This window comes from Cutibacterium sp., assembly GCF_030525615.1.
In the GTDB taxonomy this organism is placed as follows: Bacteria; Actinomycetota; Actinomycetes; order Propionibacteriales; family Propionibacteriaceae; genus Cutibacterium.
Genome location: NZ_JAUNEJ010000007.1, coordinates 28,240 through 48,412, shown reverse-complemented (window position 1 = coordinate 48,412; position 20,173 = coordinate 28,240). Strand labels below are relative to the sequence as shown.

The following is a 20,173-nucleotide window of genomic DNA, read 5'->3' as shown; positions in this document are numbered from 1 at the left end:
ATGTAGTGGTCTAGGTTTATGAGGCCAAGGGCGATTCCGCGTAGGTATGAACCGCCTCTTGAACTTGTGGTGAGAGGGTTGAGTGCCCGGGTTGGGTGAGGGGTGGTCGCGGTTGTGGTGTTAGCCCTTGACGGCCCCGGTTTCGACGCCTCGGAAGAAGATTTTTTGCATGGAGGCGAAGACGATGATGATTGGGACGAGGGCGATGATTGTTCCGGCTGCGACTTCTCGGGGGTCGGTTGACATGGTTGAGTTGAGGTATTGCATGCCGACTGTGAGGGTGTATTTGTTGGGATCGTTGAGGACGACGAGTGGCCATAGGAAATCGTCCCAGGCTCCGATAAATGAGAACACTGCGACGACGGAGGCCATGCCTTTGATGTTGGGCCATACGATGTAGCGGATTTTGGCCCAGGTGTTTGCGCCGTCGACAGTTGCCGCGTCCAACACTGATGTGGGTACTGCACGGCAGGCGGTGGCCATGAGCAGGACGTTGATGGCACCGACGATGCCGGGGATGGCGACCCCGGCCAGGGTGTTGGCAAGACCCATGCCTTTGATGATGAGGTACTGGCTGGTCAGTGTTACCTCACCTGGAAGCAAGAGGACCGACAGCAGGATGCCCATGACGATCTTCTTGCCACGGAATGCCATGCAGGTCAGCGCGTAACCGGCCAGGGAGGACAACACGACGTTGCCGATGACGCATACTGCGGCGACGATGATCGAGTGCCAGGCGTAGCTGAAGATTGGGACAACACGGGCCACGCGACGGTATGCGTCGACAGTGAAGTCTTGAGGGACGAGGTGGGGCGGGAAGGAGTAAATATCCTCGCTGACTCCCTTAAGCGAGGTCGATAGCTGCCATACGAAAGGCCCGATCGAGATGATGACGACGAAGATCAGCAAGAGATAACGCCCAATGAGCCCGGCAAAGGTGGGGCGGGTTGGATCGAAGGACCGATGATTGCGCCACGGCTTTTGCTTGACGGGGCGGGACTTTTGCTTGACGGGGCGAAAGGTGTGCGTGGTGCTCATGCCGTCGTCTCCTTTGCTGCGTTGCGGATAGCGACGGCCCGGTGTGCGCGACCTTTTCGAGGTTTGGCGTGGTGACCGGATCGTAGATCCTTGTTATTGGCCCAGCCGATGACAGCCAACGGAATGAGGGTCAGGAAGAACAGCACAACTGATAGCGCGGAGGCGTACCCGAGTTGGCCGGACAGCCCGGTTCCCACCTGCTTAATGACCATGACGAGGCTGGAATCCTCTCCTCCCGGGCCCCCGGTGCCATTGGTAAGGACGTAAAGTTCGGAGAAAATCCTCATGCCGGAGACCGCGATAAGGGCAATGATGAGGATCATTGCGGGGCGTATGCCAGGAATGGTGACGTTACGGAATCTCTGGAAGGTACTCGCACCGTCCAAAGCGGCCGCCTCGTGGAGGTCGTGATCGACATTGCCCAGGGCTGCGAGGTAGACGATCATGTAGTAGCCGAGACCTTTCCACACCGTCAGCAGTATTGCGCACCCGAGCAGTTTCCAACGATCGACAAGGAACGGGATAGGGCTGGTGGTGACGCCCATCCATTGCAAGGACTGGTTGATGAGACCGCGAGAATCGAACATCCAACTCCAGATAAGGGCAACGACGACGACCGACGCGATGACGGGGAAATATGCCACCGTGCGGAAGAACGAAATACCCGGGATCTTTTTCTCAACCAACAGGGCCAGTAGCAATGGCAAGATCGTCAAGAGTGGGATGCAGACGATGACGTAAATGAACGTCGTCACCATCGCATTCCAGAACATTCCGTCATGCCACAGCTCGATGTAATTGTCGAAGCCGATGAACTGCCCACCGACCAAGGGTCGGGTATTAGTGAAAGACAAGACGATCGTGTTGATGAAGGGGTAGAGGGCGAACACGATGGTCCACACGGTTGCCGGAGCCACCAATAACCACGGTGTGTACCAGCGGTGGGAGTTCATGGAAAGCAATCCTTGCGTGAGTTAGACAGGTGGTTGTGACGATAGCGGTGTTGGCTCCGCGTTAGGGCGAAGCCAACACTCAGATCATTTGGCGACGTGGTCGTTACAGTATTTGACGGCTTTGTCGAGGGCGTCCTTAGCGGAAATGTCTCCTCTCATGGCCGACGAGATTTGCTGTCCGACGTAGGTCTTCATGGCGTCGGTGTAGGCCATGGGTTCACCGATCTTGGCGGTTTTCATCTCCTCGGCGAGGGCCTCGGCGGCCTCTTTCATCTGTGGGTCAGAGATGACAGAGGTAAAGGAGTCTGGGTTTTCGTTGGCTTCCTTGGTTCCCGGCAGGAACCCCTGTGCCACCTTGACGAACTCGACTTGGTTGGCGTTGTTGGTCACGTATTGGGCGAAGGCCAGGGCCAGATTGGGGTTCTTCGAGTCTGCCGAGACACAGATGCCCTGCACGAACAACGGGGGGACGCCAATGCGTTTGGTCATGGTGACGTGGGGTACGAGCTTCGGCGCGTCCTTCTTGAGGTCGACGGGGAAGGACGCGGAGCCAGTGGTCCACGCAACCTTGCCCTGAGTGAACAGTTTCGAGTTACCGAGGTAGTTGTTCTGCAGCACCTCTGGAGGCATAGCTTTCTTGGCGTAGAGTTCGACATACTTCTCGATGATCTTGACGGCCTGGTCAGTGTTGAAGGTGAAGGTACCGTCCTTGTAGGTCTCGACGCCTTGGGCGGCAAGATCACCGAGGGCTGGCGCGGTGGAAATGAGCGGCATGGCACCGTGCGACTTCTCGGCCATGGTGATCGCTTGGTCGTAAAGCTCATCGAGTGTGCTTGGCAGTTTTTTGGGATCAAGACCGTATTTCTCGAAAGCCTCGAGGTTCCACCAGTTCAGGTCGGTGCCGAGGTACCACGGGTAGCCGTAGACCCCCTCGGCGTCGTCGAAGGTGTAGGCGTCAATACCGCCCTGAGTGTAGGTGTCAATGACTGCTGGGTCGGCCTTCTTAAGGTCCATCACCTTGTTTGCCTTGAGGAGCTGCCACGCAAAATTCGGGGGAATGTTGATGACGTCGGGAAGCTGCCCGGCGGTTGCTTGCTGTTGGACTTTCTCCTCATATCCATCACCTGGCTGGTCAATCCACGTAACTGTCGTTCCGGGATGTTCCTTTTCGAAGGACTTCACGAGTTTCTCGAAGTAGGGCGTGAACTTCTCGTTCTTGAGCGACCAGGTTTGGAACTGGATGCTGCCTTCGAGCTTGGCAGATGGGTTAACAGATGCCTGAGATGACGGTGTGTCCTCAGAACCTTTCATGCCGCAGGCACTTGCGACGAGGACGGTAGCTAGGGCGGCAGTGCCGCCGAGCAGTTGACGTCGATCGATGGTGATCTTTCCCATGATCTTACTTCTTTCCTTGAAAGACGGGGCCCGGGTAGGTTCCAGCGCCACCATTGGCGCCAGTTACCGACGAACTAATACGGTTTAGTACAGTATCGCCCGAATGAGCGGCGATAGTCAAGAGGTGGCGTGATCTCCGTTCCTGCTAAGTGTCCGCTGTCTGGTTGGCCGGATACTCGATAGCAGGATTCTTGGAGATGTGCGGTGTGGTCGTCGTTAGTTGTGTGTTGACTGGTTGCGGACATCATCGCAGGTGACGTGGGTTACGTTGTTGACGAGCCTCGGTGAGGAGACTTCTGGTTTTGGTTCCATCCGTAGGGCCGTGTAAAGTAGCGCGACGGTCATGACCTCGTCGTGTTCCACCGGTCGAAGGGATCTTTGCGATGAACACCACACATCGCCATCCCGACGCATACTCGGGTCTTGTCATCGAGACTCATTCGCTGCGTCGGAATATGGGTCAGATGATCCGGGTTCAGCGGACGGTACCCGCTCCGGCGGATCTCGGTGTCGACATGATCGGCGTTCCTGAGGACTCTCCTCTCGATCTCGACCTTAGGTTGGAGTCGGTGGGTGAAGGAGTTCTCGCCACCGGGACCGTCGAAGCCACCCTGAAAGGGGAGTGTTCTCGCTGTCTGGATCCCATCGAGGAGGATCTCGTCCTCGATATCCAGGAGCTGTACTTCTACCCCGATAGGGAAGCTGAGGAGGACGCCAGTCGGGTCAGTGCCGATGAAACGATCGACCTTGACCCTGTCATCCGCACTGCCGTCGTGCTGAACCTGCCGTTCAGCCCGCTGTGCCGCGATGACTGCCAGGGACTGTGTCCTGACTGCGGTGCCAACCTCAATGACGACCCGGACCATGACCATCCGGATCGGATTGATCCACGCTGGGCTGGCCTGCAAGGGCTTTTCAGCGAGGAGAATTCGGACAAGTCGTGAACGTCCCAACGGCATCCGTACCATGCGGATGTCACACCTGAAGCACACCAAGGAGAAGATCGTGGCCGTCCCGAAGCGGAAGATGTCCCGCAGCAACACCCGGCACCGTCGTTCGCAGTGGAAGGCGGTTGCTACCAAGCTCGTTACCTGCGCCAACCCGGCGTGCGGTGAGAAGCACCTGCCCCACACTGCCTGCCCCTCCTGCGGCGAGTACGGACCGCGTGGTCAGCGCCGCCAGGTTGTCCAGATCTGAGATTGGCACCGTGAGCGCACGAAAAGGCCAGAATCCCAGCTCGCCGGAGTATGAAGGGTGGCCTTTCTTGAATGTTCTCGAGGAGCTGGGGATCAAATGTGACCCTCAGCTCCTTGATCTTGCGCTCACTCATCGCTCCTATGCCTTTGAAAACGGTGGCATTCCCACCAACGAGAGGCTGGAGTTTCTCGGTGACGCCGTCCTAGAGGTCGGCGTCACGGATTATCTTTATCGCGCCTTCCCAGATAAACCGGAAGGTCAACTTGCCAAGCTGAGATCAGCTGTCGTAAGCACGGTGTCGTTAGGGCGGTTGGCTCGGCGCCTCAGTATTGGGCCTCGTATTAAGCTGGGCAAGGGCGAGGAACAAAGCGGCGGCCATGACAAGACGTCGATTCTGGCTGACACTACCGAGGCCCTACTGGGCGCGGTAGAGCTGTCATCGGGATTGCCGAATGCCCTGCGTCTCGTCCACCACCTCTTTGATCCCCTCGTCGATGAGGCGGATCGTTCCGGCGCTGGCACCGACTGGAAGACGGTTCTTCAGGAGTATTGCGCCGAGCATGGCTTTGACACCCCGCGATACGAGATCGTCGGATCAGGGCCAGACCACAATCGTCGCTACTGTGCCAGGGCGAATGTGAATGGCAGGCTGCACGCCGCCTTCACCGGCCATAACAAGAAAGAGGCTGAGCAGGGGGCGGCTCAGCTTGCGGTGCACGCACTGATCCCTTCTTGCACCGGTGCCTGAGCTTCCCGAGGTAGAGACAGTACGAGCTGGGCTAGAGCGGCTCATCATTCCCTCCACCGTCGAGGGTGTCGACGTGGTGGATGTTCGCGGGTTGCGCCCAACCGGTGGTCCAGAAGAGGCCAAGCTTTTCGAGACGACTCTGACCGGACGCCAACTCACTGCTATCGAGCGCCGAGGCAAGTACCTGTGGTTTGTCCTCGACGACGGCATGGCGATGCTGGCCCATTTGGGCATGAGCGGACAGTTCCGTGTCGTTGGCAGGCAGATCTCACACCATCGCCACACCCGAGTCGTCATCAGGCTCGGCGACGGTCGTGATCTGCGCTTTCTGGACCAGCGCACTTTCGGAGGACTTGCCGTGGTCCCGCTGATCGACGGTGTGCCCGAGCCGGTTTCCCACATCGCCCCCGACCCGTTCGAAAGCTGCTTTGACATCGACGAGGTCGCCAGACGGCTGCGCGCACGCAGGTCGACTATCAAGAGGAGCTTGCTCGATCAAACTCTCGTCTCCGGAATCGGAAACATTTACGCCGATGAGACCTTGTGGCGGGTCCGACGTCACCCTGAGACCCCCTGCTCCCGGTTGAGTCAGCGCAAGGCGGTGGAGTTGCTAGAGACGGCGCGTGAGGTGATGGCCGAATCCATCGCCCAGGGTGGGACGTCATTTGACTCGTTGTATGTCAATGTCAATGGGGAATCGGGGTATTTCGACCGAACTCTTGATGTTTACGGACGCCAGGGCAAGGCGTGCCGACGCTGTGGCAGCTTCATTGTTCGGGAGTCCTTCGCCAACCGTTCCTCCCACCGCTGTCCGAAGTGTCAGCGTTTGCGGGGATGATCTGAGAACGATTTCCTCAGATCTCAACAGGCCTTCCCAGATCTCAACAGGCTGTGTCATGACAACGGACGGATGAGGCGGCGGTTAGTCAAGGAGAGGCAGCCGTTCTGATGCTCTGTCAGTGACCTTGAGGTGCTCCATCTGGTACTTGAACTGTCCGGACGTCACGGTAAGCGACTGTCGTGGGGCCGGAGCACAGGTGGTTTTAGGGATAACCACGTCCAATCGGCGTCCTCGGGGTGCCTATAGGTCCATTTTTGGTCCGTTTGCCATGCGCATATAATCTCGCGGGTGACCGCTAAGCCAGCTGTACCCGGGAGACGACGTATCAAGAGGCGTCACCTTATCGAGTTTTTGAAGTTCGGCATCGTGGGCGGCTCGGGATTCGTGGTCAACATCGTCGTTGCCATCATCATGAACAAAGCGAATGGTGGCACCGAGCACGCCCAGGACATCCTGTTCAACTTGGCGGGCACGCGGTGGAACTTCCGTTTCACTAGCCTCGTCTGGCTGGTCGGCTTCGTTGTTGCCAATGTCACGAACTTTCAGCTTAACCGTTCGTGGACCTTCAAGCGGGAACACCGCCGTGGCTGGTGGCACGAGTTTTGGCCATTCTTCGCGGTGGGGTCGGTAGCAGCCATCATCGGCATGTTCATCAAGATTCTCTTCACCAACCCAACCTCACCGATTTACCTCCCGGAGCCCTGGTTCCACGAAAGCAAAGGACTGCACTCTCGTGAGTACTGGTCGCAAATCTTTTCCATCATCGTGACCATGCCCATCAACTTCGTGGTCAACAAGGTGTGGACATTCCGGGCGGTCAAACACTCTGGCGAAGTCCCGATGGTTGCTCCTGCTGTTTCGCCCGAGAGTCTCGATGTCGACGACTCGTCCGAAGCCAGTCAGCGCGTCTGAGAACCAGCGTTCATCAGGTACCCTGAAATAGTCCCGTTAACGGAGAGGTGTGCTCGGATGATCGTATTCATCATTGCGATGATTCTTATCCTGGCAGTCGCGCTGGGAGTCTGCGCCATGGTGATGTTTGGTCTGCGCCATCCTGGTGATGGTTCCGATGGGAGTTTTTGGCGTCATACCGCCACCCGGGTGGGGGAGGATCTCAGCGGCGTGCGACGTCGGTGAGGAGTTGCGCATCTATGGTGCCGTGAGGTGAGCGGCTAGTATCGGCGGACGTGGACCCGACTTACCTGATTTGGATCATTGTTGCCATCCTCGTCCTCGCGACGGTGGTTGCCGCCATCACTGCTGGTGTCTCGCGACGTAAGGCTTTACGCGAGAGTTCCAAGCCAGCGGAGGTAGAGCAGACCCCGACGAAGGAACCCGAGACCACCGCTGAGGCGAAGCCTGAGACAGGTGCAGTCCCTGCTCCATCCGCCGAACCTGAGGCTCCTGCTGAAGCTGAGATTCCCGTTGAACCTGAGGTCGAGGCCCCGGAGGCGGCGGGCTCACGAATGGCGCGACTGCGCCGTCGTCTGGCCAATAGCAACAACGCTCTGGCCCGTGGATTGGCAGAGCTTCTGAGCGCCGACAAACTCGACGACGACACTTGGGACGATTTCGAAACTACCCTCATCACCTCTGATCTGGGCGTGGGCCCGACTACCGAATTGGTCGAGAAATTGCGCTCTGAATTGGCGATTGACGGCGTGTCCGACCCGGCTCACGCCCGGGAGGTGCTGCACCGCGAACTTGTCGGCCTTGTCGGGCCGACTATGGATCGCACCATCAACCTTGACCATCCCGAGGGCAAGCCTGCCGTCGTTCTCATGGTTGGTGTCAATGGCACCGGCAAGACGACTACCTGTGGCAAGTTAGCCCGAGTTCTCGTTGCCGAAGGCAAGACGGTTCTTCTCGGTGCTGCGGACACCTTCCGTGCCGCCGCTGGGGAGCAGCTGGAAACCTGGGGTGAGCGGGTAGGAGTACGGACTGTCCGTAAGGACGAGGGAGCCGATCCTGCCTCGGTGGCATACGAGGCAGTTCAGGCTGGTATCGACGAAGGCGTTGACGTCGTACTCGTCGACACTGCGGGTCGCCTTCACACCAAGGCCGGCCTTATGGACGAACTGGGCAAGGTCAAGCGCGTCATCGAGAAGCTCGCCCCCGTCAGTGAGGTGCTCCTCGTTCTCGATGCCACCACTGGCCAGAACGGTCTGACCCAGGCCCGTATTTTCTCTCAGGTCGTCGATGTCACCGGAATTGTGCTGTCCAAGCTTGATGGTTCTGCCAAGGGCGGCATTGTCGTGCAGGTACAGCGTGAGCTGGGAGTCCCGGTCAAGCTCATCGGACTGGGTGAAGGTCCCGACGACCTTGCTCCCTTTGACGCCGAGGATTTCGTTACCGGCCTGATGGGCGATGAGCCTTCCGGCCAGTGACGCCGACCCCAGGTGGTGTGATGCTTTCCAAGAATGCTGCCGGTTGCTTTTTGCCGGTGCGCCTGTCCTGTGTTCACCAGCATGTGGTGGGCACCTGACCTCGCACCGAATCATCATGTCAGACCGGGACGGTAGGCTGTCCCGGTAAGGATCTAGCGCGCTGAAGGACAACCGTGTTCGACACTCTCCAAGACCGCCTCGCATCAACGTTCAAAGGATTGCGCGGCAAGGGGCGTCTCACTGATGCCGACATTGATGCGACGACTCGTCAGATTCGCATTGCCCTCCTTGAGGCCGATGTCAATCTTTCAGTCGTCAAGGAATTCGTCGCTGCGATCAAGGAACGCTGCCACGGTGAGGAACTGTCGAAGGCGCTCAACCCCACTCAGCAGATCATCAAGATCGTCAATGAGGAACTCGTGGAGATCCTCGGCGGTCAGACCCGCACCGTTCGGTTTGCGAAGACCCCGCCGACCATCGTCATGCTCGCTGGTCTACAAGGTGCCGGCAAGACGACTCTGGCCGGCAAACTTGCTCGGTGGTTCAAGGAAGAGGGGCACTCTCCGCTGCTGGCTGCGTGCGACCTTCAGCGACCCAATGCCGTCACTCAGCTGCAGGTCGTCGGGGAGCGGGCTGGGGTACATGTCTTTGCTCCCGAGCCTGGGAATGGTGTTGGTGATCCCATCCAAGTGGCCCGTGATGCCGTCATTGAGGCACAACGCAAGCTCTACGACGTCGTTATCATCGACACCGCCGGGCGTCTGGGTGTTGACGTCGAGATGATGGCCCAGGCAGCTGACATCAAGTCAGCCACCAACCCCGACGAGACTCTTTTCGTTGTGGACGCCATGATCGGTCAGGACGCGGTCAACACCGCAGTGGCCTTCCAAGAAGGTGTTGGCTTTGACGGGGTTGTTCTCACCAAACTTGATGGTGACGCCCGAGGCGGTGCCGCCCTGTCGATCGCCCGAGTCGTCGGCAAACCGATCATGTTCGCCTCCTCAGGTGAGGGACTCAAGGATTTCGACGTTTTCCATCCCGATCGGATGGCGTCACGCATTCTCGATATGGGCGACATGCTCACCCTCATCGAGCAGGCGGAGAAGGCCTTTGACCAGGAGCAGTCCCAGGCCGCAGCCGCGAAGCTCATGGCTGGTAAGGGGCAGTTCGGTCTTGACGATTTCCTCGGGCTGATGCGCCAAATGCGCCGCATGGGTCCAATGTCGAAGATCATGGGGATGTTGCCCGGTGTGGGGCAGGTGAAAGACCAGATCGAGAACATTGACGAGCGCGAAATCGACCGTATTGAGGCCATCATCTGCGCTATGACTCCGGCAGAACGTGCCGATGTGTCGATTCTCAACGGTTCGCGCCGTGCCCGTATCGCCAAGGGCTCCGGCGTGGAGGTCCGCGATGTCAACAACCTCGTCAACCGATTTGTCGAGGCCCGCAAAATGATGGGCCAGATGGGTCAGATGATGGGTCCAGGAGCTGGCCGTATGATGGGGTCAATGGCCAAACGCGGTTCCAAGCGCTCCAAGAAGAAGCAAAAGAATCGCAAGGGTTCGGGTAACCCAGCCAAGCGCGCAGCCCAGGCCCGCCAGGGTGGAAAGAAGATTCGTCAGGACAGCGGCGCGGCATTCGGTCTCCAGGGCCAACAGCCCAGTCAGGAAGACCTGCAGAAGGCGATGAGCGAATTCAAGATGCCCCCGTCAATGCAGCAGATGTTTAACCAGACCAAGAAGGGGCCGCGCTGATCTCGTTGCAGGTTTGGCGTTTCGCCATGCTGCGGCCTCGTGCCACGATGGGGGCATGACCGAGGACCCCCAGCCGCTATTCCACACTCATAGTCACGACGGGTGGACCCACACCCATATCGCCCCTGAGGCCCACACGGCTCCTGCCGAAGATTTGCGGATCCGAGGAGTCGTCCTGCCCGAAGGTGAAGAGCGTGAACTCTGGGTTCACGACGGTGTTCTCGTCGCGGGACCGTTGCCAGGTGCTCGCACTCTCGCTGACGGGTGCTGGGTCATTCCGGGCCTGGTCGACGCTCATAACCACATCGGTTTGGACCGTCACGGTGCCGTCGATAGGGAGACTGCGGAAGAACAGGCAGGTACGGAGACGCGAGCTGGCACCCTCCTCATTCGCGATGCCGGGTCCCCGAGCGACACTCATTGGATTGACAAGCGCGACGATCTACCTCGGATTATTCGTGCCGGGCGTCACATCGCCCGTCCCAAGCGCTATATCCGTAACTACGCAGCGGAAGTCGATCCAGAAGACTTGGTAGCTGAGGTGGACCGCCAAGCTCGATCAGGCGATGGGTGGGTCAAACTTGTCGGTGACTGGATTGACCGCGCTGAGGGGGATTTGGCACCGTTGTGGCCTGCCGATGTTGCAAAAGACGCCATCGCGCGCGCTCACGAACTCGGTGCCCGTGTCACGGCCCACTGTTTCTCCGAGGAAGCTCCTGCACAGCTTGTTGACGCAGGGATTGACTGCATTGAGCACGGCACCGGCTTGACGGACGACACCATCTCGACCATGGCCGAGCGTGGCGTCGGACTGGTCCCGACTCTGGTCAATATTGAGACTTTCCCGTCCATCGCGACCCAGGCTGAAGCCAAGTTCCCCACGTATGCAGCGCATATGCGTCATCTCCACGCTCACCGCATGGATACCATCGGCAAGGCCTTTGACGCCGGGGTTCCGATCTATGCCGGCACCGACGCTGGCGGCACCATCAAGCATGGACTCATTTCCTCTGAAGTTCGGTTGCTGGCTGCCGTCGGGGGAGCGGAGATGGCCTTGGGGGCAGCATCGTGGCGGGCACGCGCCTGGCTTGGCGGTGAACAGCTGAACATCGGTGACTCCGCTGACCTTCTCGTTCTTGATCGCGACCCGAGGACGGACGTCACAGTGCTGGAATCTCCTGAGTACATCCTGTTGCGAGGGCGCGTGGTCATTCGGTGAAACTCGCGTTGACGGCCCGGATGTGGCACAATGTCGAGAGCTTCTGTCCGTTGGGTGCCCTCTCTAACCGACGGACGGTTCCATCCGAGTTCGGTTGCGATGTCCCCACATCGCGATTCGTGCTCACCCGCAACTTCCCGGGTTTTATCCCGGGCGTCTTACTACAGGAGATACCACACACGTGGCTACCAAGATTCGTCTGAAGCGTCTCGGCAAGATCCGTACCCCGCACTACCGTGTCGTCGTCATGGACTCGCGCACCAAGCGTGACGGTCGTGCCATCGAGGAGATCGGCCAGTACCACCCGAAGAATGACCCGTCGGTCATTCAGATCGACTCTGAGCGCGCCCAGTACTGGCTCGGCGTGGGAGCTCAGCCGACCGAGGCGGTTGTTGCTCTACTCAAGCGGACAGGTGACTGGCAGAAGTTCACTGGTGACACCTCGCCCTCCGGCGTGATACCCCAGCCTGAGCGTCCAAATAAGGACGATCTGTTCAACGCCGCATTGGCTGAGGCTGACGAGGCTCCGCGAGAGGCCATCACCAAGAAGGCTGATGAGTCCGCCGCAGAAGATGCTGCCAAGCCAGCGGCTGAGGAGAATTCCGACGAGAAGGCCGAGGCCTGATCGTGCTTGCCGACGCCCTGGAACATCTCGTCTCCGGCATCGTCGCCAATCCCGATGATGTCCGGATTCGGGAGAAGGACCTGCGACGCGGCCGGATGCTTGAGGTGCGTGTCAACCCCTCCGACATCGGCAAGGTCATCGGTCGTCAGGGCCGTACGGCCTCTTCGCTGCGCACGGTCATCGGTGCCTTGGCCGGTGATGAGCAGATCAGAATCGACTTCGTTGACGTCGACCGCCGAGGCTCGGGACGCCGTTCCGATCACCGTGGCCGTCGTCGCTGAACCGTCGGTCGGCTGAGAACTGGCACCGATCTTCTGACCAGTGAATCGGCACTCAATGAAGTGACATTTCAATGAATTGACACTCTGGGTCGCGGTCCCCGCGTAGACGGGGCTGCGGCCCAGAGTCGTATTCGATCTTTTGTTCAACCGCAGGCGCGGAAACACCTATGAGCTTCAGGAGCCACAGTGGAAGAGCAGACAACGGTGGAAGTTGTTGTTGGACGAGTGGGACGCGCTCACGGCCTGCGTGGTGACGTTGTCGTCGAGGTTCGTACTGACGAGCCCGACGAGAGGTTTGAGATCGGTGCGACGGTTCGTGTCGAGGGGAAGCGGCGGGAGCTGACGGTTGTCCGGTCACGCTGGGCCAAAGGTAGCTTGATCGTCGCCTTCGAAGAGGTCACTGATCGAAATGGTGCTGAAGACCTGCGTGGTTCGGTGTTGGTGGTTGATGTCGGGGCTGACGAGGAGCCAACCGATCCAGAAGAGTTCTGGGATCGTCAGCTGCGCGGGCTGACAGTCGTCGACGAGTCCGGTCAGAGGCGGGGAACGGTAAGGGAGATTCTTCATATGCCGGCCCAGGACGTGCTTGCCATTGATGTTGACGGTGAGGATCGTGACCGCCAGGAACACTTGGTGCCCTTTGTCCGTCAGCTCGTTCCCACCGTTGACGTCGGGGCTGGACACATCGTTATCACCAGTATCCCTGGACTTCTCGACGACGACGCCGAGGAAGCGAGGTGACGATGAGGCTGGACTACCTGTCGATTTTCCCGGGGTATTTCGACGTTCTGGATATCTCTCTGCTGGGGAAAGCAGCCAGCAACGGCCTGGTTGAGGTCCATGCCCATGATCTGCGCGAGTGGACCCACGATCGTCATCGCACTGTCGACGACACACCGTGCGGTGGTGGTGCCGGCATGGTGATGAAACCTGATCCGTGGGGTGAGGCCTTTGACGAAATCATGGGCACTGAGTCTGACCCGTCGATCCACGTCGTCTTTCCGGCCCCCTCCGGTGTCCCGTTTACTCAAGCTGGTGCACAGCAGTTGTCAACGGTCGAGCGAATCGTCTTTTGCTGTGGACGTTATGAAGGTATCGACCATCGAGTCATCGATTACGCCCGAACCATGTGGAGTGTCCATGAGCTGAGCCTGGGAGACTACGTCCTCAACGGGGGAGAGGTGGCTGCCCTGGCCATGACTGAGGCCATCGTCCGTCTGATCCCCGGCTTTATGGGTAATCCCGAGTCGCTCGCGGAGGAGTCGTTCTCCCCGGGCCAAGAGGGGTTATTGGAGTACCCGCTGTTCACACGTCCGGTGTCGTGGCGGGGGATGGAGGTCCCCGAGATTCTCATGAGTGGCCATCACGCTCGCATTGCCGAGTGGAGACGGCAGGAGTCGCTGCGGCTGACGCAGGATCGACGTCCCGACTTGACTGATTCGCGCTCGCGGGCATGTCATTGACGACCCTGTAACTCGTTAAATTCGAACCAATAATGTTGCGTTAATACGAGATGAATCCCCTAGTCAGAGGGTGGTTATCGCGAGATTTTGAAAACCCTTGGGCTAGTGGCGCAAAGGGGCTGTTTATTGGATAGTCTTTACGCCGTGGGGACTACAACACTTACTACTCATCAGAGAGCGGTGCGATCAACTGTCGCGGCGAAGGCCCTCATGGCCGTCACCGGTATCATCTTGATCCTCTTCCTGCTCATGCACATGTTCGGCAACTTGAAGTTGCTCGGTAGCAACGAGGATTTCAACCACTACGCCAGCTACCTCCGTACGATTCTGAACCCGATCCTTCCGGGTGAGTCGTTCCTGTGGATCTTCCGAATCTTCATGTTGTTGGCCATTGTGCTGCACATCTGGTCGGCGATCCGCGTGACCAAACAGCGTCGTATCGGTACTGGTGGCGCTGGCCGTTACTCCGTCAAGAAGAATCTGTCTCCGGAGAACACCTACGCGGCTCGCACGATGTACTGGGGCGGTTGGATTATTTTCCTGTTCCTCATCCTTCACCTGCTGCAGTTCACCATCAGCCCTGACCTGCTCAACAATCCACCGACTGAAGAGGCCGGTCGAGCAGGCATGCTGCTTACGGCTTTCAGCCACTGGTGGTACGTGCTCATCTACCTCATCGCCATCATCGCGGTGTGTATGCACATTTCTCATGGCTTCTGGAGCGCCTTCGCGACTCTCGGTGTCAACGTCTCCGGTACTGCTCGCGCTGTGCTGCGCGTGTGCTCCTGGATCGTCGCCATCGTGATCCTCGTGGGCTTCATGGTTCCTCCCTTCCTGATCCTGTTCGGGGTGATCTCCTGATGACTGCAACAGCTACGTCGAATAACAACGCCGCTCTGGCCGACCAGTACTGGACGGTTGGCGACGAGATTCATGACACCAAGGCCAACCACGACCTTCCGATCGAAAAGATCTGGCCTGATCGTCAGTTCACCTCTCGCTTGGTGAACCCGGCCAACCGACGCAAGATGACCGTCATCATCGTCGGTACTGGTCTGGCAGGCGGTTCCGCTGCGGCTACCCTTGGCGAGGCCGGCTACCACGTCGAGAACTTCTGCTACCAGGACACGCCACGCCGTGCCCACTCCATCGCCGCTCAGGGCGGTATCAACGCCGCGAAGAATTACAAGAACGACGGTGATTCCATCTATCGCCTGTTCTACGACACCGTTAAGGGTGGCGACTACCGTTCCCGCGAGACGAACGTCTACCGTCTGGCAGCGGTCAGCGCAAACATCATCGACCAGTGCGTCGCCCAGGGCGTTCCATTTGCTCGCGAGTACGGCGGTCTGCTTGACAACCGTTCTTTCGGTGGTGTTCAGGTGCAGCGTACTTTCTACGCTCGTGGCCAGACCGGTCAGCAGCTGCTAATCGGCGCTTACCAGGCTCTTGAGCGTCAGGTCCATGCCGGAACTGTTCATATGCATACTCGTCACGAGATGGTCGAACTCATCGTTGCCGATGGTCGGGCCCGTGGAATCGTGACCCGCGACATGGTTACCGGCAAGATCGAGGAGTGGTTCGGCGACGCCGTTGTCCTAGCCACCGGTGGTTACGGCAACGTGTTCTTCCTGTCGACGAACGCCATGGGCTGCAATGTCACCGCGTCGTGGCGTGCTCACCGCAAGGGTGCCTACTTCGGTAACCCGTGCTTCACGCAGATTCACCCGACCTGCATCCCGGTACACGGTGAGAATCAGTCGAAGCTGACCCTGATGTCGGAGTCGTTGCGTAACGACGGTCGTATCTGGGTGCCGAAGCGTGCCGAGGACTGTGAGAAGGATCCGCGCGACATTCCCGAGGAAGATCGCGACTACTACCTGGAGCGGATCTACCCGTCCTTCGGCAACCTGGTTCCCCGTGACATCGCCTCTCGTCAGGCCAAGTACCGCTGTGACGAGGGTCGCGGCGTCGGCCCGAAGGTTCGTGAGGTCGACGCCGACGGCACCGAGCATATGCGCGCCCGTGGTGTGTACCTCGATTTCTCCGAGGCCATTGAGCGGATGGGCAAGGACGCCGTCGAGAAGAAGTACGGCAACCTGTTCGACATGTACCAGCGGATTACCGACGAGAACCCCTACGAGGTTCCCATGCGTATTTACCCCGCTGTGCACTACACCATGGGCGGGCTGTGGGTCGATTACGACCTGCAGTCGACCATCCCGGGTCTGTTCGTGTGTGGCGAGGCCAACTTCTCCGATCACGGCGCGAACCGACTTGGTGCCTCGGCCCTGATGCAGGGTCTGGCAGATGGCTACTGGGTGCTCCCCAACACCATCACCGATTACTTGGCCGATTCCCCGAAGTTCGACAAGGTGGACGAGAAGCACCCGGCTGCTGTCGAGGCTCGTCAGGCCGTCGAGAGCCGTATCAACAAGCTCCTGTCAATTAACGGCGCCCGTACCGTCGACTCGATCCACAAGGAACTCGGCCACATCATGTGGGAGTACTGCGGCATGGAGCGCAACGAGGCCGGGCTTATCAAAGCCATTGGTCTCATCCGCAACCTGCGCAACGAGTTCTGGACCAATGTGAAGGTCACCGGTGTTAACGAGGAGCTTAACCAGACCCTCGAGCGCGCCGGACGTCTCGCTGACTTCTTGGAGCTTGGTGAGCTGATGTGTATCGACGCTTTGCATCGTCGCGAGTCGTGTGGCGGTCATTTCCGCGCTGAGTCCCAGACCGACGAGGGTGAGGCCCTACGTCACGACGACCAGTATCAGTACGTCGCCGCCTGGGAGTGGACTGGTGAGGGCCACAAACCGACCCTGCACAAGGAGCCGCTCGTCTACAAGTCCATCCAGGTCAAGCAGAGGAGCTACAAGTGAAGATCAACCTGCGAATCTGGCGCCAGCGCAATACTCAGGATCAGGGCCGTCTGGTCGAGTACACCCTGGACGGTGTCTCCGGCGATATGTCCTTCCTCGAGATGCTGGACCTGCTCAATGAGAACCTCACCGCTCAGGGCGAGGATCCGGTGGCATTCGACTCGGACTGCCGCGAGGGTATCTGTGGCCAGTGTGGTGTCGTCATTAACGGGGTACCGCACGGTGGCATGGGTGTCGCCCAGCCGGTGCGTACCACGACCTGCCAGCTGCATATGCGCTCCTTTGCGGATGGCTCGACCATCACGATTGAGCCCTGGAAGTCGGGTGCCTTCCCGATTCTGCGTGACCTCATCGTGGACCGTTCGGCTCTCGACCGCGTCATCCAGGCCGGTGGCTATGTCTCGGTGAATACCGGTGCCGCTCCGGATGCCCACTCCGTCCAGATCAACAAGAAGCGCTCCGATCGCTCCTTCGACGCTGCTACCTGTATCGGGTGCGGTGCCTGCGTGGCTGCTTGCCCGAATGGCTCGTCGATGTTGTTCACCTCGGCGAAGATCACCCACCTGGCCATGCTTCCGCAGGGCCAGCCAGAGCGGATGCGTCGTGTGAAGGCCATGGTTGCCCAGAACGACGCTGAGGGATTTGGCGGCTGCACAAATATTGGTGAGTGCGCGGCGGTGTGCCCGAAGGGTATTCCGTTGGAGACCATCAGCCAGCTGAACCGTGACCTCATCGCTTCGCTGTTCAAACACGACGGTAAGGACGACTGAGTTCTACCCCACAACGAGGCGGGCCCCAACACCACAGGTGTTGGGGTCCGCCGGTTGTGTGGGTAATGGTGAGCGCGACAATGTGCTGCAACAACAAGGTGGCGGTGATAATTCGGCGCAGTGAAGATTTGGTGTGTGGCCGTCAAGTATGGAAAAATCATCTGCTGTTGTCCGTGCCCGGCTCCTGCCACAGGGGGATCGTCTGGAACACGGGGGACTACATCTTGTGAATTCGAACACCAGGTGGCCTGTGGCACCGGCGAGGAAACACCATGAGCAACATCATCGACGAGATCGACAAGGCGTCGTTGCGTGACGATATTCCCGACTTCCGCCCCGGCGACTCGGTGAAGGTTCACGTCAAGGTTGTCGAGGGCAGTCGCACTCGTGTTCAGGTCTTTGCTGGAACCGTCATCTCGCGTACCGGTGGTGGCGTCCAGGAGTCCTTCACCGTCCGCAAGCTGAGCTTTGGAACTGGTGTCGAGCGTACCTTCCCGTTGCACTCCCCGATCATTGACAAGATTGAGGTTGACCGTCGCGGTGCGGTGCGTCGCGCCAAGCTGTATTACCTGCGCGGTCTGCACGGCAAGGCTGCGAAGATCAAGGAGAGGGGCGCAGCTCGCTGACATCGTCTTGACAGGAACGGGGTTTCGCGGTGGCGAGGCCCCGTTTTGCACGTCGATGATTGGCTCGCGATAAAGCGGGCTGTACGTTAGTTACACTTCAAGGTGGGACCCGACGGGAAGGCCCCCGGGGGAAGAGGAGAAGTTTCGCCGTGGCGGATCATTACAACCCGCGAAGGGCCTCCCGGGATAAGAAACCGGGTGCCGATACCGCGCCGCAGACGGGATGGCAGAAATTTCGATCTGGGGTGATCGAAATTGTCCTTATCATTGTCGGGGCTCTCGTCATCTCGGCAATCTTGCGTGCCTTCGTCGGACAGATGTTCGTCATTCCCTCCAAGTCCATGCAGAACACTCTGCAGGTCGGTGACCGGGTAGTAGCCGTCAAAGCAGCAGATTTCCACCGTGGCGACGTCGTGGTGTTCGAGGACACCGAGCACTGGCTTCCAGCCGCTCAAGATCGCCGTTCTGCACCGGGCAAGGTTCTGGAGTTCATCGGTCTGCTGCCCAATACGAGTTCCACCTATCTCATTAAACGCATTATCGGTATGCCCGGGGACACCGTTGCCTGCTGCAACGCCAACGGCCAGGTGACTGTCAACGGGAAAGCCCTTGACGAGCGTTCCTACTTGTACTCCGAAAACGGCCAGATGGTTGAACCATCGGCGATGACGTTCCAAGTCACGGTTCCCAAGGACCGGATGTTCGTGATGGGGGATCACCGTAATGCGTCAGGAGATTCGCGTTATCACATCCAAGATCTTGACCCTGATGAGTACACGGGCGCTCCCGGATTCGTTCCCCTTGACAATGTTGTCGGGCCAGCAAAGGCCATTCTCATGCCTCTCAACCGCATTGATGGGCTAGGAACACCTGACACCTTTAAGGACATCCCCGACCGTTCGGCTTCAGCCCCGGACAAGGCACGCATTTGCGTCGGCGATGACTGTTCACCTCGGTGACAACGCCGTGACGGTGCGCGTCGGATCTGGGCCGAGGGGCCATGAGAGGGCCTTGACGAGAGCAGGACTCGGTCCAGTTGCCGGGTGCGACGAGGCCGGCAGGGGAGCGTGTGCCGGACCCTTGGTTGCCGCTGCAGTGATTCTCGACGATCGCCGGTCGGCACGAATCGACGGGCTTGCTGATTCCAAGACCTTGTCAGCTACCAGACGACAGCGACTGTTCGACGTCATCATGGATAAGGCGCTGGCTGTGTCATGGGTGCGAGTAGAGGCTGATGAATGTGACCGGCTGGGGATACAAGAAGCTGACATCAGCGCGTTGCGACGCGCCGTCGCGAGGCTGGAGGTCGAGCCTGGCTACGTGCTGTCGGACGGATTCCCAGTGGACGGACTGACGGTTCCCGACTTGGGAATGTGGAAGGGCGACGCGGTATGTGCCTGTGTCGCGGCGGCGTCGATCGTGGCGAAAGTAGCCAGAGACCGGATCATGATCGCCATGGATGACGAGATCCCCGGTTACGATTTCGCTGTCCACAAAGGGTATTCGACACCTGCGCATCAGCAGCGCCTGGAGGAATTGGGGCCGTCGTCCCAGCACAGAATGACCTACGCGAACGTTCGACGAGCGGCTAGGCTTCATTCATCATGAGCGCCGAAGATCTGGAACAGTACGAAAACCGCATGGAGCTTGAACTCTACCGCGAGTACAAGGACGTCGTCGGTATCTTTAAATATGCCGTAGAGACTGAGAGACGGTTCTATCTGTGCAACATCGTTGACCTCAAAGTGCGCACTGAGGGTGGTGACGTCTACTACGAGGTGTCCATGGCAGACGCCTGGGTGTGGGATATGTACCGACCGTCCCGATTCGTCAAGAGCGCCAAAATCCTCACCTTCCGTGACGTGTCGATCGAGGAGATCGTCCATCCCGATTTTGACGAGGTTCCCCCGAAGTAAGTGACGACATTGCCTGTGGACAACTCGTGGCGTTTATGGCAGAAGGCACTTGTGTTGTGGATAACTGAA

The 20,173-nt window shown here is 59.0% G+C and carries 23 protein-coding genes; 20 read left to right on the top strand and 3 right to left on the bottom strand.

What is annotated here, in order from left to right:
* Positions 1–120 precede the first annotated feature (120 nt).
* From Q4B98_RS09655 to Q4B98_RS09645, 3 genes are all read right to left on the bottom strand, one after another.
* A complete protein-coding gene (locus tag Q4B98_RS09655) occupies positions 121–1,038 on the bottom strand; it encodes a carbohydrate ABC transporter permease (RefSeq protein ID WP_303197080.1) in 918 nt (305 codons plus the stop codon).
* Positions 1,035–1,991 (bottom strand): carbohydrate ABC transporter permease, encoded by a 957-nt coding sequence (locus Q4B98_RS09650; protein WP_303197078.1) that lies wholly within the window; start codon positions 1,989–1,991, stop codon positions 1,035–1,037. Before Q4B98_RS09650 ends, Q4B98_RS09655 begins: the two co-directional genes overlap by 4 nt.
* A gap of 84 nt (positions 1,992–2,075) precedes the next feature.
* A complete protein-coding gene (locus Q4B98_RS09645) occupies positions 2,076–3,386 on the bottom strand; it encodes an ABC transporter substrate-binding protein (RefSeq protein ID WP_303197077.1) in 1,311 nt (436 codons plus the stop codon).
* A gap of 383 nt (positions 3,387–3,769) precedes the next feature.
* Between Q4B98_RS09645 and Q4B98_RS09640 the strand changes: the two genes are divergently transcribed.
* The 20 genes from Q4B98_RS09640 (at position 3,770) to Q4B98_RS09545 (ending at position 20,104) form a co-directional block, all read left to right on the top strand.
* Entirely contained in the window at positions 3,770–4,330 is a 561-nt protein-coding gene (locus tag Q4B98_RS09640) for a DUF177 domain-containing protein (RefSeq protein ID WP_303197075.1), read from the top strand.
* A gap of 61 nt (positions 4,331–4,391) precedes the next feature.
* Positions 4,392–4,583, top strand: a complete 192-nt coding sequence (rpmF, locus tag Q4B98_RS09635; protein ID WP_303197130.1) for a 50S ribosomal protein L32 — start codon at positions 4,392–4,394, stop codon at positions 4,581–4,583.
* A 10-nt stretch (positions 4,584–4,593) separates the two neighbouring features.
* A complete protein-coding gene (gene rnc / locus Q4B98_RS09630; RefSeq protein ID WP_303197073.1) occupies positions 4,594–5,331 on the top strand; it encodes a ribonuclease III in 738 nt (245 codons plus the stop codon).
* On the top strand, positions 5,324–6,169 hold the full coding sequence (gene mutM, locus Q4B98_RS09625) for a bifunctional DNA-formamidopyrimidine glycosylase/DNA-(apurinic or apyrimidinic site) lyase (RefSeq protein WP_303197072.1): 846 nt from the start codon (positions 5,324–5,326) through the stop codon (positions 6,167–6,169). Before rnc ends, mutM begins: the two co-directional genes overlap by 8 nt.
* Positions 6,170–6,451: 282 nt before the next feature.
* Positions 6,452–7,084, top strand: a complete 633-nt coding sequence (locus Q4B98_RS09620) for a GtrA family protein (protein WP_303197128.1) — start codon at positions 6,452–6,454, stop codon at positions 7,082–7,084.
* 57 nt (positions 7,085–7,141) lie between these two features.
* A complete protein-coding gene (locus Q4B98_RS09615) occupies positions 7,142–7,309 on the top strand; it encodes a hypothetical protein (protein WP_303197071.1) in 168 nt (55 codons plus the stop codon).
* Positions 7,310–7,359: 50 nt separating this feature from the next.
* Entirely contained in the window at positions 7,360–8,559 is a 1,200-nt protein-coding gene (gene ftsY, locus Q4B98_RS09610) for a signal recognition particle-docking protein FtsY (protein ID WP_303197070.1), read from the top strand.
* 173 nt (positions 8,560–8,732) lie between these two features.
* Positions 8,733–10,316, top strand: coding sequence for a signal recognition particle protein (ffh, locus tag Q4B98_RS09605; protein WP_303197069.1), 1,584 nt, complete (start codon positions 8,733–8,735; stop codon positions 10,314–10,316).
* A gap of 55 nt (positions 10,317–10,371) precedes the next feature.
* Entirely contained in the window at positions 10,372–11,535 is a 1,164-nt protein-coding gene (locus Q4B98_RS09600; protein WP_303197068.1) for an amidohydrolase family protein, read from the top strand.
* Between the two features lie 181 nt (positions 11,536–11,716).
* A complete protein-coding gene (rpsP, locus tag Q4B98_RS09595; protein WP_303197067.1) occupies positions 11,717–12,160 on the top strand; it encodes a 30S ribosomal protein S16 in 444 nt (147 codons plus the stop codon).
* Positions 12,161–12,162: 2 nt separating this feature from the next.
* A complete protein-coding gene (locus Q4B98_RS09590) occupies positions 12,163–12,441 on the top strand; it encodes an RNA-binding protein (RefSeq protein ID WP_303197066.1) in 279 nt (92 codons plus the stop codon).
* A 186-nt stretch (positions 12,442–12,627) separates the two neighbouring features.
* Positions 12,628–13,182 (top strand): ribosome maturation factor RimM, encoded by a 555-nt coding sequence (gene rimM, locus Q4B98_RS09585; RefSeq protein ID WP_303197064.1) that lies wholly within the window; start codon positions 12,628–12,630, stop codon positions 13,180–13,182.
* A 2-nt stretch (positions 13,183–13,184) separates the two neighbouring features.
* Complete coding sequence (gene trmD, locus Q4B98_RS09580; RefSeq protein WP_303197127.1) at positions 13,185–13,904, top strand: tRNA (guanosine(37)-N1)-methyltransferase TrmD; 720 nt, start codon at positions 13,185–13,187, stop codon at positions 13,902–13,904.
* 180 nt (positions 13,905–14,084) lie between these two features.
* Entirely contained in the window at positions 14,085–14,765 is a 681-nt protein-coding gene (locus Q4B98_RS09575; protein ID WP_303197125.1) for a succinate dehydrogenase cytochrome b subunit, read from the top strand.
* Positions 14,765–16,792, top strand: coding sequence for a fumarate reductase/succinate dehydrogenase flavoprotein subunit (locus Q4B98_RS09570; protein WP_303197063.1), 2,028 nt, complete (start codon positions 14,765–14,767; stop codon positions 16,790–16,792). Before Q4B98_RS09575 ends, Q4B98_RS09570 begins: the two co-directional genes overlap by 1 nt.
* Complete coding sequence (locus Q4B98_RS09565) at positions 16,789–17,562, top strand: succinate dehydrogenase/fumarate reductase iron-sulfur subunit (protein WP_303197061.1); 774 nt, start codon at positions 16,789–16,791, stop codon at positions 17,560–17,562. Before Q4B98_RS09570 ends, Q4B98_RS09565 begins: the two co-directional genes overlap by 4 nt.
* Before the next feature lie 272 nt (positions 17,563–17,834).
* Positions 17,835–18,188, top strand: coding sequence for a 50S ribosomal protein L19 (gene rplS / locus Q4B98_RS09560; RefSeq protein ID WP_303197054.1), 354 nt, complete (start codon positions 17,835–17,837; stop codon positions 18,186–18,188).
* Between the two features lie 245 nt (positions 18,189–18,433).
* On the top strand, positions 18,434–19,147 hold the full coding sequence (lepB, locus tag Q4B98_RS09555) for a signal peptidase I (protein WP_303197123.1): 714 nt from the start codon (positions 18,434–18,436) through the stop codon (positions 19,145–19,147).
* Positions 19,128–19,796: a ribonuclease HII gene (locus tag Q4B98_RS09550; protein WP_303197053.1), complete on the top strand. Its 669-nt coding sequence runs from the start codon at positions 19,128–19,130 to the stop codon at positions 19,794–19,796. The genes lepB and Q4B98_RS09550 overlap by 20 nt, the downstream gene beginning before the upstream one ends.
* A complete protein-coding gene (locus Q4B98_RS09545; RefSeq protein WP_303197052.1) occupies positions 19,793–20,104 on the top strand; it encodes a DUF2469 domain-containing protein in 312 nt (103 codons plus the stop codon). The genes Q4B98_RS09550 and Q4B98_RS09545 overlap by 4 nt, the downstream gene beginning before the upstream one ends.
* Positions 20,105–20,173 lie beyond the last annotated feature (69 nt).